This window comes from Leifsonia sp. 2MCAF36 (assembly GCF_052115525.1).
Lineage (GTDB): Bacteria > Actinomycetota > Actinomycetes > Actinomycetales > Microbacteriaceae > Leifsonia.
In genome coordinates, this window is the sequence record NZ_JBFRGV010000008.1 from 89,001 (window position 1) to 105,780 (window position 16,780).

Here is a 16,780-nt window from a genome sequence, read left to right on the forward strand (position 1 = left end):
GCAGCTCAGACATCAACTCCAGCGGCTCCGGCGCCGGCGGTTCCTGCTCCCGCACCGGCGGCTCCGGCCCCCGCGCCGGCGGCTCCTGCTCCGCCTGTCCAGCAGAGCCAGGGAGGGTCGAGCAGTGGCCAGTCGTCCGGGTCCTGACGCCGCCTTCTCCCGCTCCGAGTGGATGGTGTGGGGAACCGTCGCCTCCATCGTGGTCGACTGCGAGGAGCGGCTCGCGGACGCCCGCTTGCTCGCTGAGTCTGTTCTCGGCGATATCACGGCGGCCTGCAGTCGTTTCGAACCTACGTCAGAGTTGAGCCGCATTTCCGCCGATCCTCGCGCGTCGGACGGTGTGGAGGTGTCCGCGCTGCTCGCCGACCTCATCGCGGCGGCGCTGAACGTGGCGCGGGAGACCGGCGGGAGCGTCGATCCGTCGCTCGGGGCAGACCTCGAGCAGTGGGGGTACGACCGCGACTTCGACCAGCTCCGCGCGGACGCCTCGCCATTGCCGTCGGAGGCCGCCGATGGGTCTTCCTTTGCTCTGACCGTCGCACAACGTCGTGACCCGGGCTGGCGGCGGATCCACCTGGACGGACGTCTACTTACCGTGCCCGCCGACGTCCGCATCGACCTTGGTGCGACGGCCAAGGCCTTCGCCGCCGACCTGATCGCACGCAGAGTCGCAGAAGAACTCACCACCGGCGTCCTCGTCTCCCTCGGTGGCGACATCGCCACCGCCGGGTCCAACAACGCACGCGGGTGGGAGATCCTGGTGCAGGACCTGGACACCGACCCCGCTCAGCAGGTCTTTCTCCCCTCCGGGAGCGCCATGGCGACCTCCAGCACACAGAAGCGACGCTGGATGCACGACGGCCGAACGCACCAGCACATCCTGGACCCGGCTTTCGGCACGCCCGTGATTCCGGAGTGGCGCTCAGTGACGGTCGCGGCAGCGACCTGTCTCCGCGCGAACGCGCTCAGCACCGCGTCGATCGTGCGAGGCCGGGGTGCTGTCGCGTGGCTCGCCGAGCAGGGCGCGGACGCGCGGCTCGTCGACCTGCGCGGACGTGTCGTCACGGTCGGTGCGTGGCCGGCTCCCGACGAAGCCGCGCCGGCACCAGAGAACGAGCGTGTGCGATGAATGAGCTGCTGTGGGCCTTCGGCCGTGCCAGCGGCGTCGTCTCGCTGATCCTCTTCACCGTGACAGTGCTGCTCGGAATCGTGACCCGATCGGGGCGACCGCTCCCCGGGATGCCGAGATTCTCGGTGTCCCTGGTCCACCGCAACGTCTCGCTGCTCGCCCTGGTCTTCCTCGTGCTGCACGTCGGGACACTTCTGTTCGACTCGTACGCCAAGCTCACGGTGACCGACATCGTCGTGCCCTTCGTCGGCTCCTTCAAGCCTTTCTGGCAGGGACTGGGAACCGTAGCCTTCGACCTGGTCGTGGCGATCGTGGTGACCGCGCTGCTGCGGCGGCGGATCGGTAACACCGTGTTCCGCTTCATACATTGGTTCACCTACGCGATGTGGCCGATCGCCGTGCTGCACGGGATCGGGAACGGGACGAATGGCACCAGCGGCTGGTTCCTTCTCCTCGCCGCCGCGTCGACGCTGCTGATCGTCGTCGCCATCGTCTGGCGGTCCTCCGCCCGCTTCCTCGAGAACTCGCACACGCGGCAGACCGCCGCCCGATTCAAGGACGGGACGCTATGACGATGACGGCTGATCCCGGCTTCCCGGCCGCTGCCGAGCGCCCTGCCGGCGCGAACCGCCTCCTCTCCGCGGGAACGGAGGCGACGCTCGAGGCACACCTGAGAGCGTTCGGTCCGCTGCCGGCGTGCGAGCCGCACGCGTCGTTGGCCCAGCTGGAGGCCTCCGGACTCACCGGGCGCGGGGGAGCCGGTTTCCCAGCGTGGCGCAAGCTAGCTGCCGTGGGTGTTGGAGCGCGCCGTAGTCGGGGGCGGGCGCCGATCCTGATCGCCAACGGCTCGGAAGGGGAGCCGCTGAGCTGGAAGGACGCCGTTCTGCTGCAGAACGCGCCGCATCTGGTGATCGACGGGATGCTCGCCGCCGGGCGGATGGTCGGCGCCCGCAACGTGCTGCTGTATGTCGGGTCCGCATCGCTGCCGAGCGTCGAGCGCGCGATCGCCGAACGCCCGGATGCGCGTGGCATCGAGGTGGTGGAAGCGGCCGACAGTTTCATCGCAGGTGAGGCCAGCGCAGTCGTGAATGCCATCGGGAATGACGATCCGCGTCCGACGGATCGCATCGTGCGTCTGACCGAGTCCGGTCTGCGCGGGCGACCGACTCTGGTGCAGAACGTCGAGACGCTCGCGCATCTCGCCCTGATCGCCCGGTTCGGCGGCGCGTGGTTCCGCTCTATCGGGACCCCTGAACAACCGGGGACGCGTCTGGTCACAGTGACGGGGGACGTTCCGCGAACGGGCGTGTTCGAGGTCCCCACGGACGCAACCCTGAGCGACGTTCTCGGCAGTGTCCGACTGGACGCTGACACCGCGTCCGCCGTGCTCGTCGGCGGCTACCACGGCGCGTGGGTTCCCGCAGCCGCCTTCGACACACCGTTGACGCCCGCAGGACTGGCGCCCTTCGGTGCGCAGCCGGGTGCCGGCATCGTCCACGTCCTCGGCGACCAGCGCTGCGGCCTACAGGCAACTGCCGAGATCGTCGGCTATCTCGCCGGTCAGACCGCAGGTCAGTGCGGGCCCTGCATGTTCGGCCTTCCGACCATGGCGGCACGCTTCGCGGCCCTGGCCGCGGGCAGCGACGCGAAGGCCAACGCCGCCGACCTCGTCAGGGTGTCGAACCTCGTCGTCGGTCGGGGAGCCTGCCATCACCCGGACGGAACTGTACGGCTCATCCGCAGTGCGCTGCATGTCTTTGCGAGGGATGTGCGGGCGCACGCCGACGGCCGATGCACGCGGCGGCCGCGATGAGTGCAGACACGCCACGGCACGTCCTGCACATCGACTGGACACGGTGCGACGGCCGCGGGCTCTGCGCGGAAATTCTCGAGCACGCGCTTGCCCGAGATGACTGGGGCTATCCCGTATCACTGCGCGGTGACCCGGCGCGCAGGTCGGATGTGCCCATCCACTCGCACGAAATCGAGGAGGCAGAGGAGGCCGTCCGCCTCTGCCCCGTCTTGGCGCTACGCCTCACGCACGGGCTGTCAGGAGATCGATAGCACTTCGGCAGGAGCCCTGCAGGCAAACCAAGAATTCCTCAAGAATCGGGGAGGATGCTGGGGCCATCGTCAGCGAACCGGAGGTGGTTCAGGTGGGCACTCGTGAACAGGGGAAACGGGTCGTCGGGCGGCTGACCGCTCTCGTGGGAGCCGGAAGCCTGGCGGTCACAGGGATCGCCTCTGTCGCGCTGCTGCTCGGGACCCACACGTCTGTGACGTCGGGCTCGTCGTCCGGCACCTCCGAGACGGGCGACTCGTCATCCGGAAGCGTGGCTCAGCAAGGTTCTGACGACGAAGGTTCCGGCATCCAGCAGAGCCAGGGTGGCCAGATCGGTGGGCGGTCGTCCGGGTCGTGACCGGTTCGGTTTCCGAACCGCGGCTATTCAGCTGGCGAGGCCAGCGCTCTGCGGGGGCAGTGCCTGACCGGCGTCCCGAGTCGATGTTCCGCGCTGGGCGAGGAACACGATGAGCACGATCAGTCCGGCGATCGGAAGCAGGAGCCAGAACAGGTTCGTCCAGGACCGTCCGCAGTCGCGGAGACGGCGGACTGTAACGGCGAGGTAGGGGAGCAGAACTGCCGCACCGAAACAGGCGGCCAGGCTACTGCCGATGTAGACGGTGCCCTGCGGTGTTACGAGGTTCAGCGCGTTCAGGGCTGCGCCGACGACGTACACGAACAGCGCGAACCACCAGAACTCTGCCCGGTCGGCCACGCCGCTGAACGTCGCGTACTTCTTGAAGTCGATGGCAATCGCTTGAAAGAACGACATGGTTTCTGCCCCTTTGGTTCTGTGATGGCAGCGTAGGGCGATGCACCTCTGATCGGTGGGGCGAAAGTCCCGCCGTGGCGTCCGGCGGTTCGGGAGACTCATACGAGGCGACCGCTGAGGAGGAAGACATGGCTGGAAACACAAGTGCTCGCGTCATCGACCGCGCCGGAGGGTGGGGGTTCGCGTACGTGTTGGCCTATGTCGGAGCGGCCATCTACTTCGTCTCGGTGTCGGACGGGTCGTTCTGGGGAGTCGTGCTGGGCCTGTTGCAAGCGATCGTCTGGCCGGTTTACGTGGTGTACCACGTGCTCGTCCTGCTGAAGGCGTGATCATCAGCGGTGGCGCGTCGGGAGTCGGTCAGCAGCGGGCTCGGGGACGCTGGCCGACGCGCTCACGTCTCTTGATGGTGGCCGAGCTGTTCGGGTTCGTGCGTTGCTGCGAGCAGGTCCTCTTCTGCGCGGTTCGCGATGCGATGTCGGCGGTCGACTCCGAACAGGTAGATGGCGTCCAGGGCACCAAGCGTGTTCGAGAGTAAGAGAGCGGCGAACCAGGGCTTACTGTCGTTCTTCGCGGCACGCCAGAGTGAGGCGGCTTTCCAAGCCAGGCTCCAGGTCACGGCGGCGACGATCATTGCCCGGCCGCCGGAGGAGACGTCGGGCATCCGGAAGGGCATGGCGGAGGTGGCCCTGTTGCGAGTTGTCATGCCATTAAGGACACCGCGTCCGCTGCCGGTTGCGAAGGGCCGAAGGTCCTAACCGTCCGCGGGCGCGTCGCGAGAGGCTTCAGCCAGTGACCGAGCGCGAGGAGCTTTCGAATGCCTGCTGAGATGACGCACGACGAGAGGGAGACCCTGTTGGCGAGCCAAAGGGTCGGCCGGTTGGGGTTGATCGACGGGCGGTTGCCCTACGTCGTCCCGATCTCGTACGCCTACCGTGACGGCGCTGTCTACTGCCACAGCGCGCAGGGGCAGAAGGTTCGTGCGCTGCGCTCGCAGTCCGAGGTCTGTTTCGAAGTGGACGAGTTGCTCAGCCTGGAGAAGTGGCGGAGCGTCATCGCTTACGGACGGTTCGAACAGCTGGTCGGTGCCGACGCGCAGGAGGGTGTGCGGATCCTTTTGGATCGGTTCCGTCCGCTGGTCTCAGTGACAGCCACTGACGTGCCGCCCGAGGCGGGACTAGGGGTATCGCGGGCCCTTGATGTCCCGCGGTTGCAGTCGGGGAAGGCCGAGATGGGCCACCCGACCGGCGCGGTCGTCGTCTTCCGGGTGAAGTTGCACACCGTGAGCGGTCGTTCCGAGGGGGACTGGTGAGCAACGGTCGCGTCATGGTGGGATTCGACGGGAGCCCATCGGCGTGGCGCGCCCTGGATTGGACGCGGAACGGGTCGCCCAACGCGGCGGAGTGTTGGATGTGGTCCTTGCTGGATGCCGGCACTGATGTGGACCCGTCCTTCGTGGCGCTGGAAGAACGGGTGATCCCGGACGCGATCGCGGATGTTCCGATCGCACGCGAGGCGGCGATCACGGCGACAGTGCCGCGTTCGAACCCGGCGACCGCCCTCATCGAACAGGCGCTGGGGGCAGCCGCGCTCGTGGTCGGGACCCGCGGTCGCGGCCGTCTGATGACATCCATGCTCGGCTCGGTCAGCCACGATGTGCTGCTCAATGTCCCGTGCCCGGTGCTGGTGACACCGAAGGAATGCTCGTTCGCGAGCGACGCCAGTAGGGGTGACGAGGCGTGGTGAGGGAGGGAACCATGACCGGATCTAGGGCGGCGCCGCCGATCGTGTGTGCGATCGATGGTTCGGTGGGGTCGCGGAGGGCGTTTCGGGAGGCGGTGAAGCTGGCGCGTGCCCTGGACACCCGACTGGTGGCCGTCATGGCATGGCAGCACTCGACGTCCAGGTATGACGCGTACTTCCCCGAGCCGGAAGGCTCCCCTCGAGTTGTCGCCTATGCGACCTTGGACGAGGTGATTCGCGGGGAGTTCGGCCAGGATTCCCCGGATTGGGTGGCAGTCCGGGTCGAGATGGGCCACCCGGGCAAGGTGCTGGTGGACGCGGCAGACGGAGCCGCGATGCTGGTCGTCGGCAGCCGCGGACACAGCGGGCTTGCCTCCCCGTTTCTGGGGTCCGTGAGTTTGTACTGTGCGACCCAGGCGCGGTGTCCGGTGCTGGTGGTTCCGCCGGTCCACCAGCACGGACCGCTGGAAGAGCCGAATACGCAATGAGGCGCGCACCCCGCGCGCTTGAGTTCGTGTGAGCGGACCGCTTCGGGGCCGGCCGCTCACGAGCGGTTACGGTGTTCCAGTTGGAGCACGGCGGCTTGTGTTCGTCGTTCGAGCCCCAGTTTGGCCAGTAGTGAGCTGACATAGTTCTTGACCGTCTTCTCGGCGAGCCCGAGCTTTTCGCCGATCTGCCGGTTGGTGAGTCCGTCGGCGATGAGGGCGAGCACTTGGCGTTCCCGCAGGCCCAGCGATGTGTATCGGGGGTCGTCGGCCGGTTCCCGCAGTTGCGCTGACATGCGGGAGGCGATTCGCGGGTCGATCAGCTTTTTTCCGTGCGCCGCTGCCCGGATGTCATCGAGCAGGGAGCTGCCGCGGATGTCCTTGATCACATAGCCGTCAGCGCCGGCGATCACGGCCGCACGCAGCGCATCGTCGTCGTCGTATGCGGTCAGCATGAGACACCGCACTTTCGGGGTCTCCTGTTTTATCGTTCGGCAGACGTCGATGCCGCTGCCGTCGGGGAGTCGCACGTCGAGCACGGCGACATCCGGGTCGACCGCACGGACCCGGGCGCGGGCTTGTGCCGCTGTCGCAGCTTCCCCGACCACGTCCATGTCGTCTTGGGCGTCGATCAGGGCGGCGATGCCGCGCCGCACTATTTCGTGGTCGTCCGCCAGGAAGACGCGGATCGGGTTGTTCGTCATTCTGGTGCTCCGGCCGGTACGGGAAGGCGTATCCAGAGCCGCGTGCCCCGCTCACTGGAGTCGATCTCCAGCACCCCATCGCGGAGGTGTGCCCTTTGCCTGATGTTTTCTAAGCCGCTGCGCCGGGTGGTATCGCCGATGCCGCAGCCATCATCGACGATGGAGACGGTGATGTCTTCACCGGATGCCACGACGGCTACCGAGGCCTTTCGCGCGTGCGCGTGACGGACCACGTTGGTCAGGCCCTCACGCACGAACGCGGTGATGTCGTCCGCTAGCGCCGGATCGGCGACAACGTCGATGGGGCCTGAGAATGCCAGAGTGGCCGGCTCGGACAGGGTGCCGCCGACGTCGTGGACGACATCGAGCAGCCGGTGTCGCAGGCTGGTCTCTTCTCGCGGGTGCGAGAGCGCGAAAATGATGGTGCGGATCTGCGAAATCGCGTCGTCCAACGATTTGACCGTGCCGTCGAGGCGGTCCGCGACTGCCCCAGCGCCGACGGCCGATTCGATGCTCTGCAATTCCATCCCAGCACCGAAGAGTTGCTGGATGACGTGGTCGTGCAGGTCGCGGGCGATTCGCGCCCGATCTTCGAGCAGTTGAAGCTGTTCCCTGTCGGCTCGTGCTCCGGCCAGTTCGACGGCGATGCCGGCCTGGTTGACGAACGCCACCGTTCGCTCGAGGTCGAAGGTGGTGAACGCGGTGCTGCCGTGCTCCCGGCGGGCCAGGAGCACGTTCGGATGCCGCGCTTGCCCGGCAAAGGGGATGATCAGTGCCGGGCCGCCTCCCCATCCCGGGAAAAGCGTGACCGGGCCGATATCCTCCGCGCGCGTGGGCTGGGAGCTTTCCACGGCTGAGCGGAGCTGATCGTTATCGAGGACTGCGTCCGGGCCCGGAGAAGCGTCGTCGCTGCGCGCGAGGACACGGGCCAGGCGTTGTTCCAGATCCGTCTGCACGATCGCGACGAAGTCGGCTTTGACCAGCTTGTGGACGTGGCGGGTGATCTCGCGGAATGCGTCGGCCGTGTCGGCGCCGAGTATCGTCGCGGTGATCTCGGCAGTGGATGCGCTCCACGCTTGACGCGCGGAGGTTTCGGCGAAGAGCCGCGCGTTGTCGATGGCGCTGCCGGCCGCAGCGGCGAGGGCGCGCACGAGCTGCTCGTCGTCCTGGCTGAATGCGCCAGAGGTCGGGTCGGTGAGGTAGAGGTTCCCGTAGACGGATTCCCTGACAACGATGGGGACGCCGAGGAAGGCAGTCATGGGCGGGTGTCCAGCGGGGAAGCCGACAGACCGGGGGTCTGCACCGATGGATTCCAGCCGGATCGGCCGTGGGTCATCGATGAGCGCCCCGAGGAGGCCATGACCTTCGGGCAGGTGGCCGATCCGAGCGACTTGTTCGCTGGGCATTCCGACGTGGATGAACTGTTCCAGTCCACCGCTTTCGGCGATGACCCCGAGAGCGCCGTAGTGCGCTCCCACCAGGTCAACGGCGGCTTCGACGATGGTTCGCAGCACCGTCGGAAGCTCCAGATGCGAGACCACGGCACCGTTGGCACGCACCAGCGCTCTCAGCCGGCCCTGGGTTTCCAAAACCTTCTGGGCTTGCTCGACCAGTTGGGCGATGGCACGATCTAGTTCCGCGCGAGGCGCATCCGGGAAAGTGATGGGCTCGTCGCCCTGCATCGCGCACCCCCTCGGGCGGCGCCGCGCGGCGTCCGCCGACTGCCTATGTTGGGAGTGTAGCGCTGCGGCTGAGCTGCCGGTCAGCCCCTGTTGCGGCGCGGGTGCCGGGTCCGACGATGACCGTGGGCGCGGCCAGATCGAGCACCAGTGCGTGCGAAACCGATCCGAGCCAGGCGCGTTTCCATCCGGTCAGTTGACGGCTGCCGACGACGAGCATGAAGGCATGCTGGGACTGCGCCCGAAGGACGGACGAGGGGTGGTCACGGGCGAGAACGGCGCGCACCTCGAGGTGTGGATGCTGCTCCCGCGCATGCCGCACGTGATCGTCGAGTAGTTCTTGATGCGCAGTCTGCTGCGAGTCGACGAACTCATCGTCCGGGACGATGAGGGGTTCCTGCACCAACGGCTCCTGCCAGCAGTGCACGACGATCAATGGCTGGTGCATCGCGTCGGCTTCCCCCGCCGCGTAGTCCATGGCCAGCCGACCGGTCGGCGAGCCGTCCACCCCGACGACGACGCCGCTGCGCGCCGCAGCGTCCTCGTGTGCTTCGTCGGGAACGATGGCCACCGGTCCGTCGGCGGAGGTCGCGAGGCGCGCGCCCAACGACCAGCCGTACCGCATCCTCGGTCCTGTGCGTTGCCGTGTCCCCACGACGACCAGGGTGCTCGGTCCCGTCTGTTCGGCGAGCAGATCGTACGGGTCACCGACAAGCAGCGCACTGCCGGCGACCGCCCCGGGGTGCACTCTCTCGATCGCGTGGACACGGTCTGTGAGCCGCTGCTCTTCTTCGAGGGTGACGCGCTTCATCGCACCGGGGTCTCCGGCGAAGAGCGCCCGGTCCAGGACATCGAAGATCTCGACTGTGGTGCCGCCGTTGCGGGAGCGTCGCAGTGCCCACGCTGCCGCTGCTTCGGAGGCCGGCGAGCCGTCCCAGCAGATGACCGTTCTGTTCGTCATGTCTACCTCACGATGCGATTGGTTCCGTCTGCATAGTCAAGCCGTAGCCGCGCGTGCGGCTGGGGCCGAAGGTCCCGCGGGACCTTTGGCCCCAGCGCAGCGAGCCGTGCCGGCGTTGACTTCGTTCGAGGGAGGTGTCCGCATGGGTTTCCAGGAGTACATCGTCGGTGTCGACAGTTCGGTACCGTCTCGCGCTGCTGTCCGGTGGGCGGTTGAACGGGCCCACGAGGACCAGGTCGGAGCGCGCCTGATCCATGTCGCCGATGACGAGTGGGGGGCCGTCGGGTCCCGCTTGATCGGCGAGGTCGATGGGGACGCGCAGCAGCGGCTCGAAGAGGACCTCACCTACGCTCGCTCACTGGGAAGAGATGTTGAGCTGCGTGGTGAGGTACGCCTAGGCAGTCCAATGGTCGAGTTGGCGGCGTTCAGCCAGCCGACCACGATGCTTGTGGTGGGCACGCACAAGACCGGTTTCCATTACGGCCGCGCATTCGGATCGCGCAGTCTGCAACTGGCCAACCTGGCGATCGGACCGGTTGCGATCATCCCGGAGGTAGCGTCCCGGATGCGCCGGGGCGTTGTGGTGGGGGTGGATGACACCCCGGCCGGCTATGCAGCGATCGATGTGGCGGCCGACGCAGCCTGTCAGCACGACTGCGAGCTCCTGGCTGTCCGGTCATCCAGCGTGCCAGAGCCCTTCGACCTGGAGCACGATGACCAGGCTGCTGATTGGCAACTTCGTCGAGACGATCAGGCGCGTGGACTCCTGGCGATGGCAGCGAACCGCGCGCGACTCCGGCAGCCGGGCATCGTCATCCGGAGCCGGGTGGTCCGCCGGCCGCCGGGGGCTGTGCTGAACGAACTCGGTCGGAGCGCGGAACTGCTCGTCATCGGCGACTCGCGGCGGGCACATGCGCAGCTCGGGAGCCTCGGCGCCGTCGCCTACGACGTGCTCCTCAACCTGTCCTCGCCGACGATCGTCGTCCACGCACCGGTCGGCGCCGCCCGGCGTGAACCGCTGCAAATGAAAGGAGAACACCATGCGATCGGATGAGCCGATTCGCGAACTCGACCGTGACGAATGCCGCGAACTTCTCACACACGACACGATCGGACGTCTGGCCACGGCCGCCGGCGGTGAGGCAGACATCTACCCGGTCAACTACTTCAGCGATGGGCGGTCCATCCTGATCCGGACGGCCCCGGGAACCAAACTGCTCGAGCTGACGGTGCATGACTCCGTCGCCTTCGAAATCGACGGCCACACCGACGAGGAAGCCTGGAGCGTGATCATCCACGGCCGGGCCCGGCAGCTGGAGAGCCAGACGGAGATCGACGAGGCCGATCGGGCCCCGCTGCAGCCGTGGATCCCCACCCTGAAGTACCGGTACGTCCATATCGACATCGACCAGCTCACGGGTCGGCGATTCTCCCGTTCGCCTGAGCCGGAGCGATGGTGACGATCCCTGCCCTGGAAGGAGCACCTGCATCATGACCGACACAGCCAACTCCACCGGCGAGGATCGCAGCCGTCCCGGCGCAAGAATCGTCGTCGGAGTCGACGGCTCCGCCTCGTCGCTCTCCGCCCTGCGGCGAGGCGCACGCATGGCCGAACGCCTCGCCTGCGACCTCGTCGGAGTCACTGTGTGGGAGTACCCGCAGTCCTGGCCGGGCTATGTGATCGAGGGGCTGGTCGCCTGAGCGCGACGCCCAGACGATCGCCGAAGAGGCGGCTCGTGAAGTGTTCGGCTCCGAGGCCCCGCCCTGGTACTCGTCCGCGATCCGGACCGGTTCTGCGGCCCGTCAACTGATCGCCGAATCGGAGGGTGCCGAGATGTTGATCGTTGGTAGCAGGGGATTGGGCGGGTTCACCGGGCTGCTACTCGGGTCGGTCTCCCGCTCCTGTGCAGAGCATGCCGACTGCCCGGTGCTGGTCCTGCACGGGACGGAAGCGGCTGACCGAGAGTAGGCAGGCTCACGTGTGGGCTGCCGGTGGAAGCTCTGCCGCGAGGGTCTGACCCCACGCACGCGCGCGATCCAGCTCGCCCGGTTGCAGCTGGCTTTGCTTGTCGACCAGGAAGCTGTCCTTGCCCGTCAGGCGGCGCGAGCCGAGCCGCTTGAGTCGCTTTTCAATGGCGGTGGCGGCTGATCCGCTGAACAGCTCGGTCATGTCGGCACGGGTGTCGAAGGCTGCGAATCGCGCAGGCAACCGCCCGCAGGTGTCCAGCCACTCGCGTACCCCGATTCCCTCCGCGTCGGGTTCCAGCTGCAGGTGCCGTTCGGGATCGTTGCCCCATTGGCCGGCCTCGGCGCGGGTGGATGGCCGACTCATTCCGTGGACGTGGGTGGGCGCTCCAACGAGCAGCAGGTCGACGCCGGGGAACGTCTCCGGAGCGTCTTTCACCGGGATGACGGTGACCGTGGCGCCGGTGCGGAGACCTTCCGCGATGGCTTCGGCGACACGACGGGTGCAACCGAACATGGACTCGAAGACGATGGTCGCCTGAGCGACGGGAACAGTGTCATTCATGCGCCCACTCTGCGTGGGCGTGGCTGCGAGCGTCAGGGCCGAAGGTCACATCGACACACGGGACCTTCGGCACTACGGACGCGGGCATCGGGCTGTGAGCCTCGATGTATCTCTTCACGTTTCAGGAGGACCGGATGGGTTACACGATCGTGGTTGGCGTCGAGGGCGATCCGGACCGTCGGGCCGCTCTGTTCTGGGCGGCCGATCGGGCGGCCCGTGACGGCGCGGAACTGGTTCTGGTCTACGTCATCGAGCAGGCATGGAGTGACGGCTTGGACGAGCCGGACCGTTTGCTGGTTCTGGAGGCGGAAGCGCTGCTGGCGGCCGAGCGTGAGATCGCGCAGCGACACGCTGAGGAGCGAGCGCGTGCGAGGCAGACACAGCCGTCTTCCGGCAGCGTGACGGCGGTGCACCCTCGACCGATCAAGGTCGCGACACGCTACGCGTACGGTCACCCGGGAACGGAGTTGGCAGCCGAATCGCAGGACGCGGACCTGCTGGTAGTCGGCACGCGTTCTGCTCTCGAGCAAGGCCATGACTTCACCGGTTCGCTCGCCATTCGCGTGGCCGCCACGGCACAGTGTCCGGTCGCGGTGATTCCGCACGGCTGGGCGGATGACGGTTCGGGCGTCGTGGTCGGAGTAGATGGGGAACTGCCGTCCGAGGAGGGGGTGGCGTTCGCCGTCGACGAGGCCGCCGCGTGGAATGAGCCGCTGACCGTGGTCTGCGCCGGATACACGGCCAACCCGCTTCTTGCCGGTCTGGTCCCGGAGAGCACTCTCGGGGACCGTCGGCAACGGATCGTCGGGGAGGCGGCCGCCGAGGCGCGGGAACTGCACCCGGAGGTAGAAGTGCGAAGCAGGGTCGTCGAGGCGCCGACCTCCCAGGGGCTCGTGGACGCAGCGGAGGGGTCCCGGTTGCTTGTCGTGGGAACACACAACCGCCATGGGGTGAAGCGGCTGATGCTCGGCTCGACCAGCCACGACGTTCTCCTGAACGTCCGGACACCGGTGGTTGTCGTCAGAAACTACCCGTCCGGAACGTCGTTCAGGGAGCGCACCACATGACCTCCATGACTGATTTCGGTTCGTGACCGGCGTTCCTGGATGCGCGTGCCGGAATCCTCCACCAGGTAGCGGGAACCGGTGACCGTGTCGGTGGCTCCAAGAAACCGCAGCGTCCCGGTCACGAGGCGGCCAACGCGCGCCGGCCCACCAGTCCCATGCTGAGCAGGAGCAGGCCGAGTTCGGCGAGTGCGGCTGCGAAGTAGATCGCTTGTAGGGGGCTGAACGGGATGACCATCATCTGCACGAAGATCCAGATCAGTAGACCGAATCCGGCGACGGCGACGGCGAACGATCCAGCCTGCGATCCGCGTCCGACGAGCACCGAGGCGAGAAGATGCGTTCCGCCCACGATCACCGCAAGCAGCAGCCCCGGCGCAACGTACGAACTGAAGGGGCCGTTTTCGAGGAAGGCGCGATCGGGCACGATACCCCCGCTGGTCGAGGCGGTGACCGCGCCGATAACGAGGGCGAGGCCTCCGGCCACCGCCGTCAGGCCGATCGTGGCCGTGAGGATGGTGAGGACGATACGAATCCAACGCTTCATGGCTACTCCAATGCTCACTCCGATGCTGTCGGGACCGCCGAGCTCACGGCAGGGTCGAAAGACCCCTGAGCGCCGTGCTCGGGACTTTCGGCCCAGACGAGGAGTGGTGCGGCGGTCAAGACTGGCGACATCCCCGAAAGGAACCGCCATGCGCGCAGCCGTCGTTCGCCAGTTTCGTCAGCCCCTCGCTGTTGAGGAGCGTCCTATCCCCACACCCGGGCCGGGCCAAGTGCTCGTTCGTCTGGAGGCGTGCGGGCTGTGTCACACCGATATCCATGCCATCAATGGGGACTGGCCGGTCAAGCCGGGCCTCCCGTTCGTCCCTGGGCACGAAGGGGTCGGGATCGTGGAGCGGCTCGGCGATGGCGTTCACACGCGAACCGTCGGCCAGCGCGTCGCGCTTCCCTGGCTGGGGCATGCGTGCGGCGAATGCCGCTACTGCATCGACGGACGCGAGAACCTCTGCGAGCAGCAGTACAACACCGGGTACGCGGTAGATGGCGGGTATGCCGAGTACGCCTTGGCGGACGCCCGGTTCGCGGCGCCGGTGCCCGACGGCGTGTCCGCGATGGATGCGGCACCACTGACCTGCGCCGGCGTGACGACGTACGCCGCCGTCAAAGCCGCGCACGTGCTGCCGGGAGAGCGGGTCGCTGTGTTCGGGATCGGCGGCCTCGGTCACCTCGCGGTGCAGTACGCCCGGTTGGTCGGCGCTCAGGTCGTAGCGGTCGACGTCACCGAAGAGAAGCTGGAGCTGGCCGTTGAGCTGGGAGCCGATCACGCGGTCAACGCGGCCGAAACCGACCCAGCGGTCGCCATCCAGCACCTGGGCGGAGCCGACGTGGCGATCGTGCTCGCGGTAGCACCGAGCGTGTTCGAGCAGGCATTCCGCTCCTTGAACCGCGGCGGGCGGATGATCCTGGTCTCCCTTCCCGCGGAGGGGACTCTCACCATCCCCGTGTTCGAGACCGTGCTCAAGGGCATCTCGATCATCGGGTCGATCGTGGGCACCCGCCAGGATCTCGCTGAGGTGTTCACCCTGCACGCGGCGGGACGGACTCGGGTGATCGCCGCGCCCCGGGACATCCGCGACGTCAACCAGTCGGTGGCAGAGGTGCTCGCCGGTGAAGTGCCCGCTCGGCTGGTGTTCGTATACGACTCGGCCCAGCCGGTCGAGCAGCCATCACGCGAGGTGAACGAATCCTCGACCTTCGGATGACCAACGGCCGACCTGCTGCCAGGATGCCGCGCGTGATGCGCCTGGTCACCCGCTACTGGGTGGTCTCCCTCACGGTTCTTGTGGGCGTGGCATGCGGCGTGCTGGTGGCTGTGAGGCTCGTCGAGGTCGCCACGTGGGCAGCGGGCGGGTACGCGCTCGTGGTTGCCGCCGGGTACACGGTTCGGATGATCCGTAGCCTCCTGGCCGGTCGAGTCGGTGTGGATGTGCTGGCGATCACGGCGATCGTCGCCACGGTCCTCGTCGGGGAGGTGGTCGCATCCCTGATCGTGGTCCTGATGCTCAGCGGTGGCGAAGCCCTGGAGGATTACGCCAACCGCCGGGCGCGGCGTGAGTTGGACGCCCTGCTGCGACGAGACCCCCGGTCGGCCCACCGCTACACCGCGGAAGCGGTGGAAGACGTGCCGATCGATCAGGTGCGGGTCGGGGACACTCTTGTGGTTCGTCCCGCCGAGGTGGTCCCCGTGGATGCTGTTCTCCTCGCCGACGAGGCATCGTTCGATCTCTCCTCCATCACGGGGGAGAGCATGCCTGTCCTCAAGGGTCCCGGCGAGACCGTTCTCAGCGGTTCGATCAACGGAGCCCACGCGGTGCACGTGCGTGCCGCCGCGGTGGCCGCAGACAGTCAGTATCAGCAGATCGTCGCGCTGGTGGCGGGAGCATCGCGCAGCAAGGCCACGGTGGTGCGGCTGGCCGATCGGTTCGCTGTGCCGTTCACCGTGTTCTCCCTTCTGCTCGCCGCACTGGCCTGGTTTGTGAGCGGAGATCCGGTCCGCTTCGCGGAGGTGCTTGTGCTGGCCACCCCGTGCCCGCTGCTCATCGCCGCCCCCGTCGCCTTCATCGGCGGGATGAGCCTCGCCGCACACCACGCCATCATCGTTCGCAGCGGGACCGTGTTCGAGGGACTCGCAGCCGCGCGCACCGTCGTCTTCGACAAGACGGGAACCCTCACGGAAGGACGGCCACAGCTCCTGGCGATTCGGTCGGCGGCCGGCTTCAACGCCGACCAGCTCCTCGCCATGACCGCCAGCGCGGAGCAGTACTCGTCGCACGTTCTCGCCGCATCGGTCGTTCAGGCGGCATCGGAACGGTCACTGCCGCTGCAGCAGGCGAGCGGCGCCGAAGAACACGCGACGGACGGTGTCCTCGCCCAGGTGGACGGCCGGGAAGTCGCCGTCGGCACGCTTCGATTCGTCGCCTCCCACGCCAATGACAGCAAAGAAGCAGCGATCGCACCCGGCGAGCTCGCCATCTATGTCGCGATCGACGGTGAGTACGCCGGGGTGCTGATCGAACGCGACGCCCCGCGTGCCAACGCCGGCGATACTCTGCGCCGGCTCGGCGAACTGGGCGTGCGCGACATCGCGATGCTGACCGGTGACGCCGAGCAGACGGCTGCTGGAATCGCCGCCGAGCTGGGCATCGAGAACGTGCAAGCGGAGTGTCTCCCGGCCGACAAGGTCGCGTTTGTCGCATCCTGCACTGAGCGCCCCGTAGTGATGGTCGGCGACGGCGTCAACGATGCGCCGGTGCTCGCCAGCGCCGATGTGGGCATTGCAATGGGCGCGAAGGGCGCCACCGCCGCCAGCGAGTCTGCGGATGTGGTGCTGCTCGCCGATGACATCGGTGGGGTCGTCGACGCGGTCCTCATCGGACGCCGTACGGTGCGTATCGCTCTGCAGAGCATCTGGCTGGGGATCGCCGCCTCGGTCGCCCTGATGCTGGTCGCAGCGTTCGGCTTCATTCCGGCCACCATCGGGGCTCTGCTGCAGGAGGTCGTCGATGTGGCGACGATTGTCGCTGCGTTGCGGGCCGCTCGACCGGCCCGCACGCGCACATAGTGGCGGCCATTACTGCTGTCGCTCTATAC

23 protein-coding genes are annotated in these 16,780 nt (G+C 67.4%); 16 read left to right on the plus strand and 7 right to left on the minus strand.

Annotation, left to right across the window (positions count from 1 at the left end; all coding sequences use genetic code 11):
- Window positions 1-124: 124 nt before the first annotated feature.
- From AB4079_RS13365 to AB4079_RS13385, 5 genes are all read left to right on the plus strand, one after another.
- Window positions 125-1,129, plus strand: a complete 1,005-nt coding sequence (locus tag AB4079_RS13365; RefSeq protein ID WP_441787796.1) for an FAD:protein FMN transferase — start codon at window positions 125-127, stop codon at window positions 1,127-1,129.
- A complete protein-coding gene (locus tag AB4079_RS13370; protein ID WP_441787797.1) occupies window positions 1,126-1,701 on the plus strand; it encodes a ferric reductase-like transmembrane domain-containing protein in 576 nt (191 codons plus the stop codon). The genes AB4079_RS13365 and AB4079_RS13370 overlap by 4 nt, the downstream gene beginning before the upstream one ends.
- A gap of 2 nt (window positions 1,702-1,703) precedes the next feature.
- Window positions 1,704-2,942 (plus strand): NADH-ubiquinone oxidoreductase-F iron-sulfur binding region domain-containing protein, encoded by a 1,239-nt coding sequence (locus AB4079_RS13375; protein ID WP_441787798.1) that lies wholly within the window; start codon window positions 1,704-1,706, stop codon window positions 2,940-2,942.
- On the plus strand, window positions 2,939-3,193 hold the full coding sequence (locus tag AB4079_RS13380) for a ferredoxin (RefSeq protein WP_441787799.1): 255 nt from the start codon (window positions 2,939-2,941) through the stop codon (window positions 3,191-3,193). Before AB4079_RS13375 ends, AB4079_RS13380 begins: the two co-directional genes overlap by 4 nt.
- Window positions 3,194-3,285: 92 nt before the next feature.
- Window positions 3,286-3,549 carry a hypothetical protein gene (locus AB4079_RS13385; protein WP_441787800.1) on the plus strand — a complete coding sequence of 88 codons (264 nt, stop codon included), beginning with the start codon at window positions 3,286-3,288 and terminating at the stop codon, window positions 3,547-3,549.
- A gap of 27 nt (window positions 3,550-3,576) precedes the next feature.
- Here AB4079_RS13385 and AB4079_RS13390 read toward each other — a convergent pair whose 3' ends face one another.
- On the minus strand, window positions 3,577-3,963 hold the full coding sequence (locus tag AB4079_RS13390; protein ID WP_441787801.1) for a DUF805 domain-containing protein: 387 nt from the start codon (window positions 3,961-3,963) through the stop codon (window positions 3,577-3,579).
- Between the two features lie 128 nt (window positions 3,964-4,091).
- On the opposite strand from AB4079_RS13390, the gene AB4079_RS13395 reads away from it, so the two are divergent.
- Window positions 4,092-4,292 carry a hypothetical protein gene (locus tag AB4079_RS13395; RefSeq protein ID WP_441787802.1) on the plus strand — a complete coding sequence of 67 codons (201 nt, stop codon included), beginning with the start codon at window positions 4,092-4,094 and terminating at the stop codon, window positions 4,290-4,292.
- Between the two features lie 62 nt (window positions 4,293-4,354).
- On the opposite strand, the gene AB4079_RS13400 is transcribed toward AB4079_RS13395, so the two are convergent.
- On the minus strand, window positions 4,355-4,666 hold the full coding sequence (locus AB4079_RS13400) for a DUF5652 family protein (RefSeq protein WP_441787803.1): 312 nt from the start codon (window positions 4,664-4,666) through the stop codon (window positions 4,355-4,357).
- A 111-nt stretch (window positions 4,667-4,777) separates the two neighbouring features.
- Here AB4079_RS13400 and AB4079_RS13405 point away from each other — a divergent pair, with 111 nt between their 5' ends.
- The 3 genes from AB4079_RS13405 (at window position 4,778) to AB4079_RS13415 (ending at window position 6,191) form a co-directional block, all read left to right on the plus strand.
- Window positions 4,778-5,272, plus strand: coding sequence for a pyridoxamine 5'-phosphate oxidase family protein (locus tag AB4079_RS13405; RefSeq protein WP_441787804.1), 495 nt, complete (start codon window positions 4,778-4,780; stop codon window positions 5,270-5,272).
- 98 nt (window positions 5,273-5,370) lie between these two features.
- Window positions 5,371-5,706, plus strand: a complete 336-nt coding sequence (locus AB4079_RS13410) for a universal stress protein (protein ID WP_441787805.1) — start codon at window positions 5,371-5,373, stop codon at window positions 5,704-5,706.
- 11 nt (window positions 5,707-5,717) lie between these two features.
- The gene (locus AB4079_RS13415; RefSeq protein ID WP_441787806.1) at window positions 5,718-6,191 is read left to right on the plus strand and encodes a universal stress protein; all 474 of its coding nucleotides are present in this window, start codon (window positions 5,718-5,720) and stop codon (window positions 6,189-6,191) included.
- 56 nt (window positions 6,192-6,247) lie between these two features.
- Here the strand turns inward: AB4079_RS13415 and AB4079_RS13420 are convergent, their stop codons facing one another.
- From AB4079_RS13420 to AB4079_RS13430, 3 genes are read right to left on the minus strand one after another with little or no spacing between them, the layout of a single operon-like run.
- Complete coding sequence (locus tag AB4079_RS13420) at window positions 6,248-6,892, minus strand: response regulator (RefSeq protein ID WP_441787807.1); 645 nt, start codon at window positions 6,890-6,892, stop codon at window positions 6,248-6,250.
- A complete protein-coding gene (locus AB4079_RS13425; RefSeq protein WP_441787808.1) occupies window positions 6,889-8,574 on the minus strand; it encodes a GAF domain-containing protein in 1,686 nt (561 codons plus the stop codon). The genes AB4079_RS13420 and AB4079_RS13425 overlap by 4 nt, the downstream gene beginning before the upstream one ends.
- 43 nt (window positions 8,575-8,617) lie before the next feature.
- Window positions 8,618-9,532, minus strand: a complete 915-nt coding sequence (locus AB4079_RS13430; protein ID WP_441787809.1) for a universal stress protein — start codon at window positions 9,530-9,532, stop codon at window positions 8,618-8,620.
- A gap of 142 nt (window positions 9,533-9,674) precedes the next feature.
- Here AB4079_RS13430 and AB4079_RS13435 point away from each other — a divergent pair, with 142 nt between their 5' ends.
- The 4 genes from AB4079_RS13435 to AB4079_RS13450 all read left to right on the plus strand — a co-directional run bounded on the left by AB4079_RS13435 (window position 9,675) and on the right by AB4079_RS13450 (window position 11,501).
- Window positions 9,675-10,586: a universal stress protein gene (locus AB4079_RS13435; protein WP_441787810.1), complete on the plus strand. Its 912-nt coding sequence runs from the start codon at window positions 9,675-9,677 to the stop codon at window positions 10,584-10,586.
- Window positions 10,573-10,992: a pyridoxamine 5'-phosphate oxidase family protein gene (locus AB4079_RS13440; protein ID WP_441787811.1), complete on the plus strand. Its 420-nt coding sequence runs from the start codon at window positions 10,573-10,575 to the stop codon at window positions 10,990-10,992. Before AB4079_RS13435 ends, AB4079_RS13440 begins: the two co-directional genes overlap by 14 nt.
- A 31-nt stretch (window positions 10,993-11,023) precedes the next feature.
- Complete coding sequence (locus AB4079_RS13445) at window positions 11,024-11,233, plus strand: universal stress protein (RefSeq protein WP_441787812.1); 210 nt, start codon at window positions 11,024-11,026, stop codon at window positions 11,231-11,233.
- Window positions 11,234-11,366: 133 nt separating this feature from the next.
- On the plus strand, window positions 11,367-11,501 hold the full coding sequence (locus tag AB4079_RS13450; protein WP_441787813.1) for a universal stress protein: 135 nt from the start codon (window positions 11,367-11,369) through the stop codon (window positions 11,499-11,501).
- Window positions 11,502-11,507: 6 nt separating this feature from the next.
- On the opposite strand, the gene AB4079_RS13455 is transcribed toward AB4079_RS13450, so the two are convergent.
- A complete protein-coding gene (locus AB4079_RS13455) occupies window positions 11,508-12,062 on the minus strand; it encodes a flavodoxin family protein (RefSeq protein WP_441787814.1) in 555 nt (184 codons plus the stop codon).
- 134 nt (window positions 12,063-12,196) lie between these two features.
- Between AB4079_RS13455 and AB4079_RS13460 the strand changes: the two genes are divergently transcribed.
- Window positions 12,197-13,129 (plus strand): universal stress protein, encoded by a 933-nt coding sequence (locus tag AB4079_RS13460; RefSeq protein WP_441787815.1) that lies wholly within the window; start codon window positions 12,197-12,199, stop codon window positions 13,127-13,129.
- Window positions 13,130-13,247: 118 nt separating this feature from the next.
- Here AB4079_RS13460 and AB4079_RS13465 read toward each other — a convergent pair whose 3' ends face one another.
- The gene (locus tag AB4079_RS13465) at window positions 13,248-13,673 is read right to left on the minus strand and encodes a hypothetical protein (RefSeq protein WP_441787816.1); all 426 of its coding nucleotides are present in this window, start codon (window positions 13,671-13,673) and stop codon (window positions 13,248-13,250) included.
- Between the two features lie 148 nt (window positions 13,674-13,821).
- Between AB4079_RS13465 and AB4079_RS13470 the strand changes: the two genes are divergently transcribed.
- Entirely contained in the window at window positions 13,822-14,892 is a 1,071-nt protein-coding gene (locus AB4079_RS13470; RefSeq protein ID WP_441787817.1) for a zinc-dependent alcohol dehydrogenase, read from the plus strand.
- Window positions 14,889-16,751 (plus strand): heavy metal translocating P-type ATPase, encoded by a 1,863-nt coding sequence (locus tag AB4079_RS13475; protein WP_441787818.1) that lies wholly within the window; start codon window positions 14,889-14,891, stop codon window positions 16,749-16,751. Before AB4079_RS13470 ends, AB4079_RS13475 begins: the two co-directional genes overlap by 4 nt.
- The last annotated feature ends 29 nt before the right edge of the window (window positions 16,752-16,780 follow it).